This window comes from Bradyrhizobium genosp. A (genome assembly GCF_049949275.1).
Taxonomy (GTDB): Bacteria; Pseudomonadota; Alphaproteobacteria; order Rhizobiales; family Xanthobacteraceae; genus Bradyrhizobium.
In genome coordinates, this window is the sequence record NZ_CP188196.1 from 3279189 (window position 1) to 3300327 (window position 21139).

Annotated in this window: 18 protein-coding genes; 6 read left to right on the forward strand and 12 right to left on the reverse strand. The window is 64.6% G+C overall.

Annotated features, from left to right (window positions below):
* Nucleotides 1-177: 177 nt before the first annotated feature.
* Both ACP2YP_RS15110 and ACP2YP_RS15115 read right to left on the reverse strand, forming a co-directional pair.
* Nucleotides 178-885: a hypothetical protein gene (locus tag ACP2YP_RS15110; RefSeq protein ID WP_426425040.1), complete on the reverse strand. Its 708-nt coding sequence runs from the start codon at nt 883-885 to the stop codon at nt 178-180.
* A gap of 117 nt (nt 886-1002) precedes the next feature.
* The gene (locus ACP2YP_RS15115; RefSeq protein ID WP_426425041.1) at nt 1003-3840 is read right to left on the reverse strand and encodes an ATP-binding protein; all 2838 of its coding nucleotides are present in this window, start codon (nt 3838-3840) and stop codon (nt 1003-1005) included.
* A 30-nt stretch (nt 3841-3870) separates the two neighbouring features.
* On the opposite strand from ACP2YP_RS15115, the gene ACP2YP_RS15120 reads away from it, so the two are divergent.
* From ACP2YP_RS15120 to msrA, 5 genes are all read left to right on the forward strand, one after another.
* The gene (locus tag ACP2YP_RS15120; protein WP_426425043.1) at nt 3871-4008 is read left to right on the forward strand and encodes a hypothetical protein; all 138 of its coding nucleotides are present in this window, start codon (nt 3871-3873) and stop codon (nt 4006-4008) included.
* Between the two features lie 167 nt (nt 4009-4175).
* Nucleotides 4176-4847, forward strand: coding sequence for a sensor histidine kinase (locus ACP2YP_RS15125; RefSeq protein ID WP_426425045.1), 672 nt, complete (start codon nt 4176-4178; stop codon nt 4845-4847).
* A 207-nt stretch (nt 4848-5054) separates the two neighbouring features.
* Nucleotides 5055-6368 (forward strand): epoxide hydrolase family protein, encoded by a 1314-nt coding sequence (locus tag ACP2YP_RS15130; RefSeq protein WP_426425046.1) that lies wholly within the window; start codon nt 5055-5057, stop codon nt 6366-6368.
* 204 nt (nt 6369-6572) lie between these two features.
* The gene (locus ACP2YP_RS15135) at nt 6573-6995 is read left to right on the forward strand and encodes an OsmC family protein (protein ID WP_426425048.1); all 423 of its coding nucleotides are present in this window, start codon (nt 6573-6575) and stop codon (nt 6993-6995) included.
* A gap of 160 nt (nt 6996-7155) precedes the next feature.
* Nucleotides 7156-7671, forward strand: a complete 516-nt coding sequence (msrA, locus tag ACP2YP_RS15140; protein ID WP_426425049.1) for a peptide-methionine (S)-S-oxide reductase MsrA — start codon at nt 7156-7158, stop codon at nt 7669-7671.
* A gap of 125 nt (nt 7672-7796) precedes the next feature.
* Here the strand turns inward: msrA and ACP2YP_RS15145 are convergent, their stop codons facing one another.
* On the reverse strand, nt 7797-10637 hold the full coding sequence (locus tag ACP2YP_RS15145) for an ATP-binding protein (protein ID WP_426425050.1): 2841 nt from the start codon (nt 10635-10637) through the stop codon (nt 7797-7799).
* 374 nt (nt 10638-11011) lie between these two features.
* Between ACP2YP_RS15145 and ACP2YP_RS15150 the strand changes: the two genes are divergently transcribed.
* On the forward strand, nt 11012-12001 hold the full coding sequence (locus tag ACP2YP_RS15150; protein WP_426425051.1) for a Bug family tripartite tricarboxylate transporter substrate binding protein: 990 nt from the start codon (nt 11012-11014) through the stop codon (nt 11999-12001).
* Nucleotides 12002-12026: 25 nt separating this feature from the next.
* Here ACP2YP_RS15150 and ACP2YP_RS15155 read toward each other — a convergent pair whose 3' ends face one another.
* The 9 genes from ACP2YP_RS15155 to ACP2YP_RS15195 are packed head-to-tail and all read right to left on the reverse strand — an operon-like array spanning nt 12027 to nt 21135.
* Nucleotides 12027-12653 (reverse strand): FMN-dependent NADH-azoreductase, encoded by a 627-nt coding sequence (locus ACP2YP_RS15155; RefSeq protein WP_426425052.1) that lies wholly within the window; start codon nt 12651-12653, stop codon nt 12027-12029.
* A gap of 3 nt (nt 12654-12656) precedes the next feature.
* The gene (locus ACP2YP_RS15160; RefSeq protein ID WP_426425053.1) at nt 12657-14234 is read right to left on the reverse strand and encodes an isochorismatase family protein; all 1578 of its coding nucleotides are present in this window, start codon (nt 14232-14234) and stop codon (nt 12657-12659) included.
* Nucleotides 14235-14255: 21 nt separating this feature from the next.
* Nucleotides 14256-15104 carry an N-acyl homoserine lactonase family protein gene (locus ACP2YP_RS15165; RefSeq protein ID WP_426425054.1) on the reverse strand — a complete coding sequence of 283 codons (849 nt, stop codon included), beginning with the start codon at nt 15102-15104 and terminating at the stop codon, nt 14256-14258.
* A gap of 30 nt (nt 15105-15134) precedes the next feature.
* Entirely contained in the window at nt 15135-16019 is an 885-nt protein-coding gene (locus ACP2YP_RS15170) for an amidohydrolase family protein (RefSeq protein WP_426425055.1), read from the reverse strand.
* Complete coding sequence (locus ACP2YP_RS15175) at nt 16016-17137, reverse strand: vWA domain-containing protein (protein WP_426425056.1); 1122 nt, start codon at nt 17135-17137, stop codon at nt 16016-16018. Before ACP2YP_RS15175 ends, ACP2YP_RS15170 begins: the two co-directional genes overlap by 4 nt.
* Complete coding sequence (locus tag ACP2YP_RS15180; RefSeq protein ID WP_426425057.1) at nt 17134-18015, reverse strand: AAA family ATPase; 882 nt, start codon at nt 18013-18015, stop codon at nt 17134-17136. The genes ACP2YP_RS15175 and ACP2YP_RS15180 overlap by 4 nt, the downstream gene beginning before the upstream one ends.
* 12 nt (nt 18016-18027) lie before the next feature.
* Nucleotides 18028-19050 (reverse strand): xanthine dehydrogenase family protein molybdopterin-binding subunit, encoded by a 1023-nt coding sequence (locus ACP2YP_RS15185; protein ID WP_426425058.1) that lies wholly within the window; start codon nt 19048-19050, stop codon nt 18028-18030.
* On the reverse strand, nt 19051-20646 hold the full coding sequence (locus ACP2YP_RS15190; RefSeq protein WP_426425060.1) for a xanthine dehydrogenase family protein molybdopterin-binding subunit: 1596 nt from the start codon (nt 20644-20646) through the stop codon (nt 19051-19053).
* A gap of 12 nt (nt 20647-20658) precedes the next feature.
* On the reverse strand, nt 20659-21135 hold the full coding sequence (locus tag ACP2YP_RS15195) for a (2Fe-2S)-binding protein (RefSeq protein WP_426425061.1): 477 nt from the start codon (nt 21133-21135) through the stop codon (nt 20659-20661).
* Between the last annotated feature and the right edge of the window lie 4 nt (nt 21136-21139).

A 21139-nucleotide genomic window follows, 5' to 3' on the forward strand; every position in this document is an offset into this window, starting at 1 on the left:
CTTCGCGGTCGTGCTTGTGGTTACTTGCGAACTCGCGACCTTGCTATGTTGAGAGGATAGGCGTGAGCAGGCCTGGAAGCTCGTTAGGGGTGATTAGGATCTGTTAGATTATGTGGGCGCGCAGAGGGTGCGGCGGCCAGCCGCAGGAGATGGAATTTCAGCCAATATTTCATGTAGCTATTCGAAGACGGCATCGAAGATCTCGACATCGATCAGCACGGGCTTGGCGACAACGGTTCCGTCGGGCTGCAACGTCAGCGTACGCCGAAGAGTTGGAACCACGATGCCGCCAAAATTCTCGTGGGCCCAGGAATAGTGCGCGACATGTGCGCCCAGGAGATCGTGATCGGTCCGTCTCTGCAAAGCGCTCTCGTCGAAGTAGAACACCTGCTCGGACGCGAGGCTGATCAGGCCCGGCGGGAATTGCGTGCGAAGACGCCGCCAGGTCTCAGTGTTCTCCTGCCACGGCGGCAGCTCCTCGACCACGACGTCGGGACGAGCGAGGAGGAATGGGGTCGTGAGATAGGTCCAGATCTGGACGCCGCAGAAGAAGACCAGATGCAGTTCGTCCGCCAGCGCATGTGTGCCATTGGTCGGGAAAGCAAGGCTCGGATTGCGCCAGGTCCGCAGCACATGGCCATCCAGGCTTTCGATCGTAATCGCGTCCGGCGCAAACGCGCCGGACCGCTCGCCGCCGGTGATGCCGGTGAAGCGAACCGATTGTGTCCGTGTCGATCCCTCCGCGGTGACGTCCTTGAATTCGCGGGCATGTCCGGCGTCGGAGAACAGGGCCCCACCAACGGACAGATGCAGCGTGAACCGGCTCAAGCCGTTCCAGCGGGCCAAGCCCCCGCAGGCGTCGATCGCATCGTCAAGAAGTGCCATGTCTCACTGCATCCACCATGATTCTCAGCACCATGGCGGGGCGGACGCGGCTTGGCGTGTTAGAAGTTGTTAGGAATTGCAAGAGCCAAATCGGGCGGTATCCCGTTGAAGATGCTCTTAATTCAGCGCGCTCAGCAGTCCCCGGGCGGCGACCAGGTCGCGGCTCGACAGACCTTCCTGATATTGCCCGACCAGCGGCGCGAGCAGGGCCTGCGCATCGCCCTGTCGCCCAGCCTGCTGCCAGACGCGAGCCAGGCTCATCGCCCCCCGCAGCTCCCAGCCGCGCGCGCATTGCCGGCGCGACAAGGCAAGCGATTGCTGGAGATGGGCTTCGGCTTCCGTCGGCCTGGCGGATTGGACCAGGATGTCCGCCTTGACCCGCAGCATTTCCGGCATATCGAAGGATTCGCCGTGATCGCCGATCTGGGCAATGGCTTCGTCGATCGTGCGCAAAGCCTCCTCGGCCTCGTTCTGGGCCGCCAGCCCCTCCGCGAGCGCCGTTGCAAACACCGTCGTCATGATCCGGTGCCGGGTGGCGTACAAGGTCGCCTGGCTGCGGCGAAGATGCTCGATGCCGCCGGCGATGTCCCCGCGGCGGAGCAGAAGCTCGCCCTTCTGGCCGATGCCGACCGCGTGATAGGGGCCGAGGAAGTGCCGTGCGGCATGGTCGATCAGCCGATCGATCAGGCTCTCGGCGCTGGCCCAGTCGCCGACCCACAGAAACACGTAGATGGTCCAGATCAGGGAAATGCCGAGCGTCAGGGGCTGCTCGAGCTGCTCGGCCTGCTGCACCGTGTATCTGGCCGCCTCGATGGCACGATCGGGCCGGCCGCTAAGCCAGAGCCCGCGTGCCAACGCGACCAAGGCGACAATGCGGTCGTCATAGCCGAGATGGCCGATATTCAGCCGCTGCGAGCTCGCATTGTGCACCATCGCGCTCTCGCAGAACTGGACGGCCTTGTCCTGATTCCCGATCAGATGATGCGCCACACCGAGCATCCACTCGACGTTCAGCGTGCTGGTCGGGTCGTTCAGCTTCCTGGCGACGCCTTCACCCTGCACGCTGGTGCCGAGCGCGCCGTGAAAATCTCCGACGCGCGTCAGGTAGATGTGCAGCCCGCGCAACAGCCAGAGCTGCCAGTGCAAGTCGTCGAGCTGCTCAGCCAGTTGCAGGCTTCGCGTGAACGCCGACCGGACCTCTTCCGTGTTGCCTTGCGTGAACATCACGGAGACGCCGAGAGCCGCCTGCAACGTCATTTCCTTGCGGCTGTCGACCATTTCGGCAGAGGCGAGCGCCTGCTGGGTCCAGCTATGGCATTCCGTCAGCAATGTCAGCTCGAGGAAGAACTGTGCAGCCGCCGCCGCCAGGTCCACACCGACCCTGCGGTCCCCGGTCTCTGAAAAGCTCCAAGTCAGCGCGGCCCGCACATTTGGCAGATGGTCGGCATAGGGCAGGAAGCCGCCCGCGTTCTGCATGCCGTTGGACTTGACGGCGATGTCGTGCAGGAAGTCGCGGAAATATTCGGCGTGGGCGCGCGCCACGCGCGCCGCTTCCCCGCTCTCGACGAGCTTGTCGCCCGCGAACGCGCGGGTCGTGTCGAGCAGGCGGTATCTCAGTCGCCGTTCTGCAGGCGATGTCGCGATCAGGGATTTCGACAGCAGATTCGAGATCGCTTCGACCGCTTCCGCCTCGTCGATGCCCTGACATGCGGCGACCGCGAGCGCAGCTTCCAGCGTGAATGGTCCGACGAATACCGACAGGCCGCGCAGTGTCGCGCTCTCGGCCTGGGGCAGCAGGTCGTAGCTCCAGCTCAGCGCCGCGCTCAGCGTCTGGTGCCGGGGAATCGCAGTGCGGCGTCCTCGCCACAGCAGCGAGAAACGGCTGTCGAGCAGCGACGCCGTGCCGGCGATCCCGTAGGCGTTGACCCGTCCGGCGGCAAGCTCGATCGCAAGCGCAATGCCGTCCAGACGCCGGCAGATATCGGCGACGAGAGGCGCATCCTCTTCACTGAGCTCGAATTCGCTCAGGCTTTCGGCAATCCGCTCGACGAAAAGCTGGCTCGCCGGATAGGCAAGGATGTCGGCCATGCTGAGCCCGTCGCGTTGTGGCGGACAATCCAGCGGAAACAGCCGGTACACGCGTTCGCCTTCGGTGCGAAAGGATTCGCGGCTGGTGGCGAGAACATGCAGCTCCGGCGCTTCCCGCACGATGCGCTCCGCCAGCGGAGCGACCTCGTCGATGATGTGCTCGCAGCTGTCGAGGACCAGCAGCGTCCGGCGGTTGCGCAATGACGTCAGCAGCCCGGGTATCGGGTCGTCAGAATTGACGGTCAGGCCAAGCGCCGCGGCGATCGTGCCGGGAACGAGCCGCGGCTCCGTCAGCGCGCCAAAATCGACGAAGCAGACCTGGCCCTCGAAGTCCGCATGCTGACCATGCGCCACGGCGAGTGCGACCGAGGTCTTGCCGATGCCGCCGGGGCCGACGATGGTGACGAACCGATGCAGGGAAAGTTCAGTCGCGATCTTCTCGACGGCGTCGTCTCGGCCAATCATCTTCGCGAGCGGGGCGGGGAGGGACCGGAGCGAGGACACAGTCGCGGCTGGCCGGTTCTCCGCAGGCGTGGCGCGGAGCAGGGGGGCCGTGAAACAATAGCCGCGGCCGGGCACGTTGACGACATAACGGGAGCCTTCGCCCGCATCGCCCAAGGCCTTGCGCAGGGACGTGATGTGAAAGCGCAGGCTGCCCTCGTCGACATTCACGTCGGCCCAGACCCGCTTGACCAATTCCCGCTTGTCGACCACCTCGCCCGCACGCTCGGCGAGAAAGATGAGGATGTCGAGCGCACGACCGCCGAGATGAAGCGGGGCGCCGTCCCTCTCAAGCAGCCGCGACTTCGGAAACAGCCGGAAGGCCCCGAAGGAAATGGCTGAGTCCTGGTCGTTCGTGTTCGGCACGCCCCGTGATTCCATTCCAGCGAAAGGAAAGTGCTGCTGTCTATCTTGGTCTATCAGAACGAGACCCTCAGTAAACCGGTCGAAAGCGGCGAAATCGCGCAGCCCACGCAGGATTGCGCGGACGATATGCTGCAAATTTCGCTTAAACGCGAACGGCTTATGCCGTGATCGAGAAGACTCGGCTGTGCGCTCGAATGCTCAAGCGGCCGTCATGTTCTGCCAGCGTCGTGCGCACGCGATCATAACACAATCTTGCAACGTCTAACGAGCGTGAGCCGCGGCTCTGCATCAGTATAGCCTTCGAGTTAGGCCTATTTTCCAACGGGGAGGCTATGATGGCCGCTATCAGCTCGCGGACGAACGACAGAGGCGTTCGCCCTCACTTTGTCGCCAATCTCGACGAGATCTCGCGTGACTGGGAACTCGTGCTGCGCGAGTCGCACCATCGCATGAAGAACACCCTGACGCTCTTGGGTGCGTCAGTCCGCCGCGACTTCACGCGTGCCGGAGGTCGGGACATGTCGGGTGCAGTCGACCGGCTGGAGCGGCGCATCGTCGCCTTCGGCAGGCTCTATCAGCTTTTGTCTCACAATGACGATCTGGCGATGATTTCTGTCGAGGCCTTCTTTGGAGGCCTTTGCGGCGCGCTGTCCGAGGCGGTGCTCGAACCGGCCGGCATTCGCTGTGAGGCATCGATCGAAAGCGGCACGTTGCCGGCATGGCAGTGCCACCGGCTTGCATTGATGCTGGCGGAGCTGGTCACCAATGCGGCAAAGCATGCCTTTCCGAACAATACGAGCGCGCTAATCCGCATCGAGGTGGCGAACCACGAGGGCAGTTGGCTCTGCACAGTGACGGATAATGGTGTTGGCGCCACCAGGCCGCTTCAGGGCGCCGGCAGCCGGATCCTGGAAGGCTTGGCGCGCAGCATCGATGCCCGGATGCAGGGCGAGGCCGGGCAGGGCGGTACACGCGTGACCATAGCAATGCCGCTCGCGGTCGCCTGATGCGGCGGCCGGGCTCGCAATCGCTAACGAGCCGATCTCTCTCGTCATCCTCTCATTCTGCGTTGTGACGACTCGCAACTGCTAACGCAGCCTAACAATCCATAACGAGCAAATTGCGGGCGCCTGAGCCAATCTCCTCACAGGACGAACCGATCTGTCGATGTCGAATTCGGTCAACGTCACCAATCGAACCGAGGGAGACCCCAAATGACGACGCAAGCTCGAGCCGACATCCTGAACCCCGACCGCCGCCAATTGCTGACCCAGGCCGCGATGGGCGCCGTTGCCGCAAGCATAGCAAGCCTGTTGCCGCTGCATTCGGCGAAAGCTGCCGTGAGTGGCGCGATCCGCCCGTTCCACGTCAATGTGCCCGAGGAAGATCTGCTCGATTTGCGCCGCCGCCTCGCAGCGACGCGCTGGCCGGATCGCGAGATCGTCGCGGATCAATCGCAGGGCGTGCAGCTCACGACGGTTCAGCAGCTCGTGCGCTACTGGCAGACCGAGTATGACTGGCGCAAGATGGAAGCGCGGCTGAACGCGTTGCCGCAATTCGTCACCGAGATCGACGGTGTCGACATTCACTTCATTCACGTGCGTTCCAGGCACGAGAATGCCCTGCCGATGATCGTCACCCATGGCTGGCCGGGCTCGATCATAGAGCAGATGAAGATCGTCGGTCCGTTGACCGATCCGACGGCGCATGGCGCCGAGGCGGTGGACGCGTTCGACCTCGTGATCCCCTCGCTCCCCGGTCACGGCTTCTCCGGCAAGCCGACCGAGCTCGGCTGGGATCCGCAGCGTGTGGCACGCGCCTGGCTCGTGCTGATGAAGCGGCTCGGCTACAACCGCTACGTCGCCCAAGGCGGCGATTGGGGCAATGCCGTCACCGAGCAGATGGCGCTGCTGGCGCCGCCCGAGCTGCTCGGCATTCACACCAACATGCCCGCGACCGTTCCCGATGACATCGCCAAGGCGCTTCAGCCCGGCGGATCGAAGCCGTCCGGCCTCTCGGCGGACGAGACTTATGCCTACGATCAGCTCGACGATTTCTACAAGCATGGTCTCGGCTACGCGATCGAAATGTCGAACCGGCCGCAGACCCTCTACGGGCTGGTGGATTCGCCGGCAGGCCTGGCGTCCTGGATGCTCGATCACGACGCACGCAGCGCCGCGATGATTGCACGCGTGTTCGACGGCAAAACCGAAGGGCTGTCGCGGGACGATGTCATCGACAACATCGCGCTCTACTGGCTCACCAACACGGCGGTGTCATCGGCGCGACTGTACTGGGAGAACAAGCTGGTGTTCTTCGCGCCCAAGCATGTGAACATCCCGGTCGCCGTCAGCGTCTTCCCGGATGAGATCTACGCCGCGCCGCGCAGCTGGGCCGAAAAAGCCTATCCCAAGCTGATTCACTACAACCGCCTCGACAAGGGTGGTCACTTCGCGGCCTGGGAGCAGCCCGCGCTGTTTTGCTCGGAAATGCGCACCGCGTTCCGGCCGTTGCGTCAGTCGATCTGAAACGCGGTTGGACGCCTGGCGCGCGGTTCCCACCGCGCGGGTGACGTCGAGAACCGGCTGGGCTTCCACGTCGGACAGATCGGCATCTGATGGAACCGCTGCGGCGCTCGACCGGTTGGAAGGCGACACGGCGACGGCGCCGGGATAGCCTTCCACCGGTGCGGAGCGCAGCTGAACGATCCGCACACAAACAAGGAGAAAGAGATGATCCGCAAGGCAAAAGCAGTATGGCAGGGCACCGGTCGCGATGGCACCGGCCATCTATCGAGCGAATCCGGCGTGCTCGCCGAGACGCCCTATTCGTTCAAGACGCGCTTCGAGAACGAGAAGGGCACCAATCCCGAGGAATTGATCGCGGCAGCACACGCCGGCTGCTTTACGATGGCGCTGGCCTTCGGTCTTCAGCTCGCCGGCTTCACGGCGACCGAGCTTTCAACGGAAGCTGCCGTCACGCTCGATCCCGAAGGCAAGGGATTCAAGATCAGCAAATCGGCGCTGACCTTGCGCGCCAAGGTGCCGAACCTCGACGACGCCGGCTTTGCCCGTATCGCCGGCGAGGCCGAGAAGAACTGTCCGGTGTCGAAAGTGCTCAACGCCGAGATCACGCTCGACGCCAAATTGACCTAGCCGAACCCAGGATAGCCGCCCATGCCCTGCCAACATCAGCCAGATGAAGGCAGGTTTCGGGCGATTTTGCCTGAGGTATCACGATGATCATGATGACCCTCGCTTGCATGCGGCGACGCAGTAAGGTGAGATCATCCGAATTGACCAGATGGAGCATCAAATGACGACAGAGCGCGCAGTTTTGGCTGGAGGCTGCTTCTGGGGCATGCAGGACCTCATCCGCAAGCAGCCCGGCGTGGTCTCCACGCGCGTCGGCTACACCGGCGGTCGGGTGAAGAACGCCACCTATCGCAATCACGAAGGCCATGCCGAAGCGATCGAAATCATGTTCGATCCCGCGAAGACCAGCTTCCGGACCATGCTGGAGTTCTTCTTCCAGATCCACGATCCCACCACGCTCAACCGCCAGGGCAATGATTTGGGAACGAGCTACCGCTCTGCGATTTTCTACACGTCAGACGAGCAGAAGCACGTCGCTGAAGACACCATCGCCGATGTCGAAGCATCGGGTCTGTGGCCAGGCAAGGTGGTGACGGAAGTCGCCCCCGCCGGCGAATTCTGGGAGGCCGAGCCCGAGCATCAGGATTATCTCGAACGCTATCCCGATGGCTACACGTGCCATTTCATCCGGCCGGATTGGAAGCTGCCGCGGCGCGCGATTGCTGCGGGGAGCTAGCGATGGCCAAGGGATACTGGATCACCTATGCGGAGGCGCTCAGGGCGCTCGGCAATGCGTGCGAGCGAGACGTTCGGATCATCGAAGGACTGGACTGAAGGCCGCGACAGGCATCGGCGCTCGGATCACGTCCGCAGTTGCGCGATCAGGCCTCGCGCGATCCGCATGTCCGCGATGTCGGATCCTTCGGTCAGCGCGCCACAGGCCTTCTCGATAATGGCAAGTGCGTCTGTGCGCTGGTCCCGCGCAATCCTGAACTGAGCGATGCTGATGGCGCATCGCAATTGCCAGAACTCCGCGCCCTGCCGGGCGGCCAGGTCCATGGCCTCGTGAAAGCAGGCGTCAGCGGCTTCCAATCCGGGTGACTCTCTCAGCATCATCTCACCCTTGATGCGGAGCAGCTCCGGCAGATACCAGAGCTCCTGCCTGTCGTTGCAACGCGCCAAGGCGTTCTCGATCGTGTCGAAGCCGTGATGGATCTGGTTGGCCTGTCCGAAACAGGCCGCGAGTTCGCCGAGCAGGGGAAGAAATCGCGGCAGGAAGCGCGCGTCGCCGGCGCGATTGAGCTCGTCGCGCAGCAGCGGCAAGCCCGTCTCGACGTTGGTGCGTTTGGCGATGACCAGGGCGTTGAAGGCGCGCGCCCACAGACCCCAGAGCCGGATGGCGTGGCGATCGGTATGCTCGAGCAGCTCGGTCCCATAACGTTGGGCGGCATCGTAGTCGCCGGCCAGAAAAGCGATCGGGCAGGCGGCCTGTCCCAGCACGCTGCAGAAGGTCAGCGCGTGGCCCATGGCTCGGCCTTCGTGGATGTTCTGCTCGGCGAGCGCCAGGGCCTGATCCGCATGACCCTGCAGCCACAGGATGCGGGCACGGAAATACTGCGTCGATAGTCTGACATCGAGCGGAAAGATCCTTGGCTTCTCGGCCAGCACATGCAGGGACGCATTGACCCGGTCGATACGGACCCTGGCCTCGCGTTGGTCGCCGAGATAATGCAGGGCGACGGCCGTGAGCCGGTCGCCCAGCATGAGATCGGTCTTGTCAGGTGAACTCGCCGCAGCTTCCGCAAAACGATCGGCGAGCGCGCGCGCCTTGCCGAACGCGCCGTTGTTGAACTGGTCGATGCACAAGCCCCAGAGCGCCCGCAGCCGGAAATCCTTGTCGTCGAGCCTGTCGGCCAATTCGAGCGTGGCCTCGAGGATCGGGCGGGCCTCGCGCGCGCGTCCTTCGCCATACATCAGCGACCAGCCGAGCGCCGCCAGGAGCTGCATGCGCACCCGCTCGTCGCCATGGTCTCCGAGCGTGGCCAACGCCGTTCTGGCGCGCTCGCGACACTCGGCAAACAGCGAAAGACGGACCCAGAGCGTGACTGCCACCGCCGTCAGCGCGATGCCGAGCTGTGCATCGCCATCGGCCGAAAAGGCCCAATCCAGTGCGGCGCGCAGATTGTCCAGCTCCGCGCCATAGACGCCGAGCCAGTCCGACAGCGGAGCGGAGGTCTCGGCCTCGGCGCGCGCGAACAGGTCGCGAAAATATTCGGCGTGCCGCTGCGCGATCCGCTTCGCTTCCCCGGCCTCGTTCAGCTTGCCCACCGCGTAGGTGCGCGTGGTATCCAGCAGGCGATAACGCAATGTTCGTGCGCCTGATGGTGCGATCAGCGATTTCGTGACGAGATTGTCGATCGCCTCCATGGTAGCGGCTGCACTGAGCCCATCGCCCGACGCGACGGCGGCAGCCGCCTCCGGCGTGAACGGCCCGACGAACACCGACAATCTCCGCAAGATCGCGCTCTCGGACGCGGGAAGCAGGTCGTAGCTCCAGTCCAGCGCGGCGCCGAGCGTCTGGTGCCGCGGGATGGCCGTGCGTCGCCCGCGCCATTGCAGCGAAAACCGGCTGTCGAGGAGCGATGCCGTGCCGGCGATGCCATAGGCATTGACGCGCCCCGCCGCGAGCTCGATCGCGAGCGCGATGCCGTCAAGGCGGCGGCAGATGTCTGCCACCAGCGGTGCTTCTTCGGCGCTGAGCTGAAATGGCCCGGAGCTCTGCGCGATACGTTCGACGAAAAGCTGGGCTGCGGGATAGGCGAGGATGTCGGCGACGGCGAGGTCATCGCGCCGGGGTGGGCAGTCCAATGGAAACAGTCGAAAGATCCGCTCGCCTTCGCTGCGAAAGGATTCGCGGCTGGTCGCCAGCACATGCAGTCGCGGTGCCTCGCGAACCAGACGCTCGACCAGCGGCGCGAGGGTCTCCAGGACGTGCTCGCAACTGTCGAAGATCAGCAGCGTCGGTTTCGCCTGGAGATGGGTCAGCAGGGCCGGGACCGGATCTTCCGCATTGATGGACAGCCCGAGCGTCGATGCGATTGTAATCGCGGCGAGTTCGGGCTTCCTCACCGGCCCGAAGTCGACGAAGAAAACGTTGCCGTCGAAATGGGTCAGCAGGCGATGGCCCACGGTCACGGCCACTGCTGTCTTGCCGATACCGCCGGGGCCGACCACGGTGACGAAACGATGTTGCGCGAGCCCGGTCGAAATCTTCTCGATGACGTCGTCTCGCCCGATCACCCGAGCAAGCGGCGCGGGCAGCGAGCGGGGAAGCGGCATATCAATCGGGGAAGCGGGAGGTGCTGGCGCAACCTGGGCGAGTGATGCGACGAAGCAATAGCCGCGTCCGGGGACGTTGACGACATAGCGGGCCGACTTGCCGCTGTCGCCGAGTGCCTTGCGCAGTGCTGCGATGTGGAAGCGGAGGCTGCCATCGTCCACATTCACGTCTGCCCAGACGCGTTTGACCAGCTCGCGCTTGTCGACGACTTCGCCGGGCCGCTCGGCCAGGAAGATCAGGATGTCGAGCGCTCGGCCGCCGACATGAAGATGCGCGCCGTCCTTCTCCAGAAGGCGGGACTTCGGAAACAGGCGAAATGGTCCAAAAGAGATGACCGCGCCTTGGTTGCTATCGTCGGGCACCCGTTATTGCCCTCACGGCAGGGAGTCAAAAATGTTTGAATTTGGTCTAGCAGATCGAAGCAGTGAGTAAACTGGACGAAAGCAGAGGGAAAGGCTGCCAACGCGCTCCGGGTCGCTCTGTTGGTCTCGTGCAAGAGAAATATTGGCGTCATATTAATGGCTTAGATCGATTTAAGAAGCTGCCTCGTTGACGCAGCTGTCGGTCCCGCGCAGGGGAGCATGCCGAAAATCGGGTGGAGATTTCCGCTTTGCTCACAAGCCGTGGTCGTCTCGCCGATCGCACATGCCATTGACGATGGCTGCATCCTGCTGCGAATGGAGTTCTGGGAGCCGGTCCCGCCTCTGATCAAAGCTCACGACTTTCGGAACAGGACATGCTCTCCCTCTCGCGGCGACGATTCGCCAGTGCAGCTGCATTTGCAGCGACCGTCGCCGGATTTCCACGCTGCGGAAGAACCGCAGCCTATCCATCGCGTCCCATTCGGCTGGTGATTCCCTATGGGGCCGGTGGCGCAGGCGATGAAATCGGGCGTCCCTGGGTCGAGAAGATGTCATCGCAGCTTGGTCCCACTTTCGTCGAGAACATCGGCGGTGCAGGCGGCGCGATCGGGACGACCGCCGTCGCGCGCGATGCGCCTGATGGCTATTCACTGCTCTTGGGAAATGGCAGCACGCAGGTCATCATCCCGCTGACGACGGCAAATCCCAGTTATTCCGTCGGCGACTTCCGGGCGATCTATCGCCTGATCAGTAGTGCGCTGGTTTTTGCCACCCATCCGTCGGTGCCGGCCACAAGTCTGAAGGAGCTGATCGCTTACGCCAAGGTCAATCCCGGCAAGATGTCTTACGGGACGCCCGGCATCGGTACCGGAAATCATTTGGTCGGCGAGTTGTTCAAGCAGCAGGCCGGCGGGTTGGATATCGTCCACGTTCCCTATCGGGGCATCGCACAGGCGACCAACGATCTCGTCGGCGGCCAGATATCGCTCATCATCGCTGTCATGTCGGTTCAATTGCAGCAACTGGGGCAGGCCGGCAAAATAAGGCTGCTCGCGGTCACACCTGACAAGCGATTGAGCGGCGCGCCTGATATCCCGACCGCCATTGAATCGGGCATGCCGGATCTCAGCTATGAGGGATGGTTCGGGCTGTTCGCACCGAAGCTGACCGAAGATTCGATCGTCGACCGGATCGCGCAGGCGACACGGGCGGCGATGGCCGATCCTGCACTGCAGGCGAACTATCGCGCACAGGGGATGGAGCCCGACAGCGATTCCAGCCCGGACAAGTTTCAGCGAATTGTCGATGCCACCTCGGCAAGCCTTGCTCCTGTGATCAAGTCGATCGGGCTTCAGTCGTTATAGGCGCGCTGTGCTGCGCCCTCGCAGCTCAAAACCGCTTCGCCATCTCGGCAAGGCGGCGGTGGGCGGTGTCGCGGGCGGTGCGAATCGGTTCGGCCGGGCCGGTCGTCGGTCCGATCGGCACGAAGCGCACGTCGCTGACGCCGATGAAGCGGAGCGCTTCGCGCAAATAGGGCGTCGCCATGTCGATGCGGCCGCGGTTCATGCCGGTGGCAAAGTCGCTCCCGGAGGCGAGGATCACGATGGTCGGACGGTCCTTCAGCAGCGGAAGATATCCCTGCGCCGGGTCGAAGCGGAAGGTGAGCCCGGGCTGGATGATGATGTCGAACCATTGCTTCAGCTTGTAGGGGATGCCGAAATTCCACATCGGCGTCGAGATCAGCACGCGATCGGCCAGCGAGAAGCGCAGCGCCATCCGCTCGGCCTCCGCAAAGCTGTCCCGTTGCGCGTCGTTGAAGGCCTGCGCCTTCATGCGCGCATATTTGGCCTCGACGATGGGGCCGGCAAATTCCGGCATGCGTTCGCGCCAGAGATCGACGAGGTCGATATCCCAATCGGGGCGGACCTCGCGAAAGCCGTCAAGAAAGACGCGCGCACCCGCGCTCGACTCGGAATCGGCACGCGGGGAACAGGAGAGGTGCAAAAGTTTTGCCACCGCTCATCCCAGCGCCTTGATGACGGCATCCGATCGCGTGACGACGGCAACGTTCTGCATGGCAAAATTGATCGAGGCGGAGTGCCAATCGGCATTCATGGTCGAGCAGCAGTCCTCCGGCACGATCATGAAATAGCCCTTGTCGGCGCCGGTGCGCGCAGTGTGCTCGACCGACATGTTTGTCCAGGCGCCGGTGTTGATGATCATGTCGCGGCCGGTGGCTTTCAGGATCGTCTCCAGCCGCGTGCCCTCCCAGGCGCTCATCCGCATCTTCTCGACGACGAAGTCGCCGGGGCGCGGCTCGAGGCCCGAAACCGGGGCAGCGCCCCAGCTGCCGCGCACCATCGCCTTGCTGTCGACGAGACCTTCGAACAACGGTGCGTTCAGTGTCACGCCGGGCGCGCCGGGCTCGACGACGAACCAGACATGGATGATGGTAACGCCGCGCGCCCGCGCTGTCTCTGCCAGGCGCCGGACGTTCTCGACGACATGCTGCTGCTTGGCGTGGCCGGGCGCACCGGAGTCGGCGAAGGCGCCGCCATCCATGATGACGTCATTTTGAAGATCCTGGATGATCATGGCGCAGCGGTTTGGATCGAGCCGCATCTCGCCGTCGGCAAGGACGGGGGCCGCGGCCGTCGGGCCCGAGCTTGCGGCTCCGCCGCTGCTGCGCCTGCCGCTCATATAGGGTTCGTGACGCGGTCCGGCCCGGGTCGGGATGGCATAGACCGAATGCGTCGAGGTCAAATACAGCGTGCGGAAATCCGGTCCGCCCCAGGCGAGGTTGGCGACGAGCTCGGGCACGCGAACTTTTCCGAGCAGTTCGCCGCGCGGCGAATAGACCCAGACGCCACCGGGCGCTGTGACCCAGACATTGCCGTGCTGGTCGCACTTCATGCCGTCGGGCAGGCCCGGCTCCAGCTCGGAGCGGATACCGCTTGCGAACACGCGCGCGTTCGACAGCGTGCCGTCGGCATTGACGTCGAAGACGCGGACCAGCGCTTGCACGGTGTCGTTGACATAGAGCAATTTTTCGTCGGGCGAGAAGCACAGTCCGTTCGGCTGATCGAACAGTGTTCTATCGACCACCAGCTTGGGCTCGCTGCCGGGCACGACGCGATAGACGCCCTGAAAGCCGAGCTGCCGTGGCCGTTCGACGCCATAGACCGGCATGCGGCCATACCAGGGGTCGGAGAAATAGATCGCGCCGGAGGAATGCACACAGACATCGTTCGGGCTGTTGAGCTCCTGTCCGCCGAAGTGCGAGGCCAGCACCTCGCGCCGTCCGTCCGGCCGCTCGCGAATCAGCGACGAGGTCGCGTGCTCGCAGACGATCAGGTTGAGCTCGGCGTCGTAGGTCATGCCGTTGCATTTGTTCGACGGGCGCTTGACCTCGGCAACGCCGCGCCGGGCATCCCAGCGCCGGCGCACGTCGCCCGGCATGTCCGAGAACAACAGATACTGATCGACCGGATGCCAGATCGGCCCTTCCGTGAAGTCAAAGCCTGTGCCGACCTGCGCGACCGGCGCGTAAGGGTCGATCAGGGTCTCGAATTCGGAGCGCAAGGTGACGTGGGTCATCGGTCGGTCCTCAGGATCATCTCAGGCCGGGAACCAGTTGCGCGCGGGCAGGGACTGCACGATCGGGCCCGGGACCTGGTCGTGGAGCCGGCCCACGACATTGCCGCCTTCGATCTTGGCGGGACGATCGTGTACCGGCAGCAGATAGCGCGAGTTGCTGAGCAGCTTCTTGATCGCGGCCTTCTCCGCCCGCTTGCTGGTGCCGTGGTTGCCGGTGGTGCGCGGCTCCCAGTCGTGGATCTCGTTGAAGGGCGTGACGATTTGGTCGTTGAAATCGTAGATCACGTCGCCGCAGATGGTGGCGATGCCGTCGGCGGTCTCGACGATGATGTTCATCGAGCCCTCGGTATGAGCGCCGGCGGCGTCGCAATAGACGCCGGGCATCAGCTCGATCGGGCCGGTGATCTCGAGGTCGAGGAAGCGCAGCGCGCTCTTGGTGTGCAGCCGATCAATCAGGTGCTTGATGTCGGGCGCCGGGTACTGCGGATGCATCAGGCCGGAGACGGAATATTCCAGCTCCTTGCGGTTAAGGACGACAGTCGTGTTCATCGGGAACAGATCGTCCTTGCCGGCGTGATCGATGTGCAGATGGGTATGGCAGACGAAGCGCACGTCGCCCATGCGCACGCCGTGGCGGGCGAGCTGGTTCTCGATCATGTGCTCGTGGTACTGCAGGCCCCGCATGCCCAGCGTCTCCATGATCTGGTTGGAGCGATAGCCGGTGTCGATCACGACCGGATATTTGCCGCCGAGGATCAAAAAGCCCAGCGTGAGGACGCGGCGGGTGCGGCCGCAATCGCGGCCAAGCACCAGAAAGCTCGATTCCAGCTCGATATCGCCGTAGTCCAGGATCTTGATCTCCAGCGCCATTCGTTTCCCTCCCTGGTCTGTTGTTATCTGTCAAAGCCGATAGACGCGCGTTGCCGTCGTCCTGAAGATCGCGTCCTGTTGCGCGGCACTCAGCGGTGCGGCCGCCGCGCGAAAGGCGTCAACGAGCTCGCGATAGCTGGTCCACAATTTCTCGATCGGGAAGTTCGAGCCGAACAGGCAGCGCTCGGCGCCGAAGATTGCGACGGCGTCAGTGAGCACGGCCGCGATATGCGCGGGATCGTTGCGGTGGATGAAGGTGCCGAGCCCGGACAGCTTGGAGGCCACGTTCGGACACATCGCGAGCCGGGCCATCCCGGCGCGCCAGGCCGCGCGCCCCGCCGGCGAGAGATCTTCCAGCATGCCGGCATGCTGAAGGATGAAAGTCACTTCGGGGCAGGACTCTGCAAGTTGCGCAGCATCCGGCATCTGCGGTGTGAACACCTGCAGGTCGAAGCTCCAGCCGTAGTCGGCGAGACGCGCGATGTTGCGGCCGACCATGGGATCGACGCAGAGATCGGGTTTTGCCGCGAAGCGATAGAGCGGGTTTTCGTGCCAGTGCAGCTGCATGCGCACGCCGCGCACCAGTGGATAGCGCTTCAGGCGGTCGAGCTGCGGGCGCACGTCGTCCACCGCGAAATTGGCGTAGGCGACGATGGCGTGCGGCCAGCCATGCTCGTCGGCGGTCTGCTGCACCCAGGCGGCTTCGTCCTCGAAGCGATCGTTGGCCCAGTTGGTCTGGACGTAGACAGAGCGGGTGACGCCGCTGCCCTTGAGGTCGTCGAGATATTCGGGAAGCGGATAGTCGCGGCGGATGGCCTCGTAGGGTCCGAAGATGCGGGGCTGCATCGGGCCGACCAGCCAGGGCAGGTCGGCCTGTCGCCAGATATGATGATGCCCGTCGACAATCTCGGTCACGCAACTCTCCTTCGTCCCAGTGCCAGTACATGCGCGACGATCGATGCGCTGGATCCGCCGTCGACGAGATCGTCGACGAAGCGCTCGATGGCGATGAGCGCTTCGGTCTGCGGGCGGAAGCCCGGGCCCGCCGCGAGCGGCGTCAGCCAGCTGACGCGCCAGGCGCGCCGCGACAGCTTTGCGACGGCATCGCGCAGTGCGTCGGGCTCGCCGCGCTCCAGTCCGTCCGAGACCACGACCACGGCCGCTCCTCGCGCGTACCCGCCGAACCGCGGCACTGCCAGGAAGGCCTGCAGCGCATCGCCGATGCGGGTGCCGCCGTCCCAATCGCTGACGAGATGCGCGGCCGCACTCAGGGCCTGCTCGCGCCGCTTCAGCCGCAGCGCGCGGGTGACCCGGGTCAACCGGGTGCCGAAGGTGAAGACCTCGACATTGGGCGCGGCCTGCACCAGGGCATGGGCCAGCTTCAGGTTGTCTTCAGTGCGGCTCTTCATCGAGCCGGAGACGTCGATCAGCAGCAGGAACTTTCGCGGGCGCTGGCGCCGCTTCATGTGCCCGAGCCGCAGGATCTCGCCGTCGCTTCGAACAGAGTCGCGCAAGGTGCGACGAAGATCGGCGAAGGGACCGCGGCGGGCGCGCATGCGGCGGTGGCCGCGCCGTTGCGGCAGGCGCCGGGGGGCCTCGCGTGACAGGCGCCGAAGTGCATCTGTCGTGGAAAGCTGGGCGAAGCGGCGCTCAACCAGCGCCTCTGTGCGCGTCGCAGTCAGGCCGGATTCATTAGCGTCGTCGGAGAGAAGTGGCTCCTCGTCGCCGCGGCCTTCCTCCTGGAGCCGGACGGTCTCGTCATCCTCGCCGTCGTCCGCGTGTTCGATCGCCTCGCTGCCGCGGAAGTGGAGGTCGAATAACCGGTTGAAAGTCGCACGACGTTCGGGCGGCGGCGCGAGGGTGGCCAATGCCGCCTGCCTGATATCCCCGAGGTCGCGCGGGCCGAGCAGTTCGATCGCGGTGAGAAACGCGGTGGTCTGCTCCAGGGCGACAGCAAAGCTGTTGGCGCGCAAGAGCGCAACGAAGGAGACGAAGATGCGCGCGGCGCGCGGCAGCTGCGGCTCGGTGCTCATGCGGTCGCCTCCGCGAGCATGGCGTCGAGCCGGGGTGAGATGAAGTGCAGATCCTCCTCATCCTTGAGTGCCACGCCGATCGAGCGCTTGAAGGCATCGGGCCAGCGCGCGCCGCCCTTGTTCAGGAGCGTCGCGGCCTCGGCCCAGTCGACAGCTTCGGCGATGCCCGGCGCCTTGCTGAGCGGCTCGCGCCGGAGCTTGCCGACGGCCGCGACGACGGCCCGCGCGGTCGCTTCGGCAACGCTGGAGGCTCGCAGCATGACGATACGCGCCTCACGCTCTTCTGTGGGATAGTCGATCCAGTGATAGACGCAGCGGCGGCGCAAGGCTTCGTGCAGGTCGCGCGTCCGGTTCGACGTCAGCACGACCACGGGGCGCTCGGCTGCGCGCACGGTGCCGCGCTCGGGGATGGAGATCTGGAAGTCGGACAAAAATTCGAGCAGAAACGCCTCGAACTCCTGATCGGCGCGATCGATTTCGTCGATCAGGAGCACGGTCGAGTCTGGGGCACGCAGCGCCGCCAGCATCGGACGCTCGATCAAAAACGTCTCGCCGTAGATGTCAATGCTCTCGTCGCCGGCCTGGCGGATCGCGAGCATCTGGCGCGGGTAGTTCCACTCGTAGAGCGCCGCGGAGGCGTCGATACCCTCGTAGCATTGCAGGCGGATCAACCGGCGGCCGAGCACGGCGGCGATGGCCTTTGCGGCTTCGGTCTTGCCGACGCCCGGCGTGCCCTCGAGCAGCAGCGGCTTGCCGAGCGCGAGCCCGAGATAGGCAGCGGTCGCGAGGCCCTCGTCTGAGAGGTAATAGGCCGCGCGCAGCGCCTTCTCCAGCGCCTCCGGGCTGTCGATGCCGACGATGTTGCTGCGGACCGCCATGAACCCAAACCTCTAGCGCCGCGCCTGCGGCCGCGCGCCGCCCTGGGCCTTGATCGCACGCAGCACCTTTTCAGGCGTAATCGGCAGATCGTCGATGCGCACGCCGACCGCGTTGAAGATTGCATTCGCAACAGCGGGCAGCACCGGGTTCGCGCACATCTCGCCGGGACCCTTGGCGCCGAAGGGGCCGTCAGGGGCAGGGCGCTCCAGCACGGCGATATCGTGCGGGCAGATGTCGCCGGGACCGGGCATCAGATATTCGACGAAGTCGCGCGGGCCGTGAACGGCCTCGGGATAGTGAGGCTCCGTCGTCTCATACAGCGCGTGGCTGACGCCCATCCAGGCACCGCCGACAAGTTGCTGCTCGACCAGGCGTGGGTTGAGCGCACGGCCGAGTTCATAGGCCGAGTCCATCCGCACCATTGCGACCTCGCCGGTCTCGTCGTCGACATCAACCTCGGCGACGAGGCAGGCATGGGCATAGCAGGTCGCGGGCGACATCTCGCCGGTCTCCGGATTGACCTCGGAGAGCGGCACCAGGAAGATGCCGCGGCCGGAGATGGTCTTGCCCTGCTTGAACTGGGCGGCGATCGCGACGTCCTTGGTCGAGATCGAGCGGTGCGGCGCGCCCTTGACGTGGATATTGCCGCGTCCGTCCGTTTCGAGATCGGCGGCGTTGACCTCGAGTTCCTCGGCAGCTGCTTCCATCATGACGCCGCGCGCCTCGCGGGCCGCCGCCATCACCGCGTTGCCGACACGGTGGGTGCCGCGCGAGGCGAACGAACCCATGCAATGCGGGCCGGTGTCGGAATCCGCGGTGTCGACATAGACGTCTTCGACCGGCACGCCTAGCGTCTCCGCGCAGATCTGCCGCGTCACCGACTTCATGCCCTGGCCAAGATCGATCGACGACAGCGCCACCGTGAACTTGCCGCTCGGGTTGGAATGCACCAGCGCCTGGCTGGGGTCGCCGCCGAGATTCATGCCGATGGGATAATTGATCGACGCGATGCCGCGCCCGCGATGCCGGGTCATCTAGCGCCTCCTGGTGCCGAAGACGGAGGAGAAACGTGTCGCGCCATGCGAGGGTGCGGTCGGCCGCGGCGAGGGCGGCGGAGGAGCCGGCGGTGGTGGCTCGCGCGGCGGTTCGCGGGTGACGGTCGGCGGCAGCCGGTCGTAGCTGGTGCGCTGCTGCGCCGGAGCGATGGGCCGTGCGCGCGAAGAATCCGTTGGGGTCGGCGGGATGAAGGCGCGGCTACCGCCGCCGTCCTTGCGCGAGGATGCGCGCTTGAACTCCTCGCGGAGCGGCCACTTGGCTTTTTCGGCCGCGACCTGAACGCATTCGATCAGTGCGGTGTTCTTGGCCTGGCGCCGGTGCGCCTTCATGTCGCCGTCGCGATAGGCGTTCAGGATCCGGAACTCCATCGGGTCCATGTTCACGAGGTGCGCGAGCTTGTCCATCTGACACTCGATCGCAAAGTCCATCGCGGTCACGCCGAAACCGCGCATGGCGGTCGCCGGCGTCCGGTTGGTGAAGACGCAATAGACGTCGCCATAGACATTGGGGATGGTGTAGGGACCCGGCAGATGCGCGGCGCATTTCACGGCGGCGTAACTGGACAGCCGCGTATACGCGCCGCTGTCGAAATAGGCGCGGATCTTGCGCGCGACGACGCGGCCGTCGCGCATCACCCCGTCCTTGATGTAGATGCGCTCGGCGCCGCGCGGCGGGCCGTATTGCATCTCCTCCTCGCGCCCGAACACGTAGCGAACGGGCCGCCCGGTCAGCATCGCGCCGAGAATGGCGAGCGGCTCCGTCAGCGTATCCACCTTGCCGCCAAAGCCGCCGCCGACCGTGCCGCCGATGAAGTGGAAGGTGTTGGAGGGCACGTCCAGGATCTTGGCGCAGGTGTCGACCGAGAAGAACAGCGCCTGGGTCGAGGTGTAGACCACATAGCGGCCGTTGGTGTCGGGCGCGGCGATGGCGCCATTGGTCTCGGTCGGGGCGTGCTCGATCGGAGACATCTGGTAGCGCTGCTCCAGCACGTGATCGGCGGTCGCCAGCGCCGCGTCGGCATCGCCGAAGCGCAGCTTCTGGTGATCGTAGGTCTCGTGATAGGTGAACGTGTTCTTGGGATAGGTCTCGTTGACGACGGGCGCGCCGGGCTTCAGCGCGTCCTCGACATCGAACACCGCCGCCAGCGGTTCGTAGTCGACCTTGACCTTTGCGATCGCCTCGAAGGCCTCGCGCTCGCTGTCGGCGACGATGGCGACGATCGGCTCGCCCTTGTAGCGGACCTTGTCGACCGCGAGCGACGGTTCGTCGTCCTTGCCGAAATTGATCAGGCTCAGAAGCGTGTTGAGATTGACCGGCACGTCGGCGCCGCTGATGATCCGGCGCACGCCGGCCGAGCGCTCGGCCTCTGTGGTGTCGATGCGGCGAATCCGTGCATGGGACTGCGTCGAACGCACGACCTTCAAGTGCAGCATGCCTTGGAGTTTGTGGTCGTTGAAATAGCTCGACGTGCCCGTGACATGACCAAGCATGTCCTGACGCTGGGTGCCCTTGCCGATTTCCTTCAGATTATCATCACGCTCGTCGGCGAAAATGTCCTTGCGCAGTTCCAGCATGGTCGCGTTCCCTTACGCGCTGACCCGGCCGCCGGCGGCGGCGAGGATGGCATTGATGATCGGCTCGTAGCCGGTGCAGCGGCAGATGTTGCCGGAGATGGCTTCGATGACCTCGTCGCGGCTTGGGGCGGGGTTGCGATCGAGCAGGGCCTTTGCGGACATCAGCATGCCCGGGGTACAGTAGCCGCACTGGGCGGCAAAATGGTCGGCAAAGGCGCGCTGGAGCGGATGCAGGTTCGGGCCCTGCTTGATGCCGTCGAGTGTCTCGATCGAACGGCCGGCCACGGTTTCCGCCAGCGTCAGGCAGGAGAGGTGAAGCTCGCCGTCGATCAGCACGCTGCAGGTGCCGCAGCCGCCCTGGCCGCAGCCGAATTTCGGCGTCATGTCGCCGATCAGCTCGCGCAGTGCGACCAGCAGATTGGTGCCGCCGTCGACGAAGATCGCGACGTCGCGGCCATTGTGACGAAATTGCAGGGGGATTTTGGACATGGGC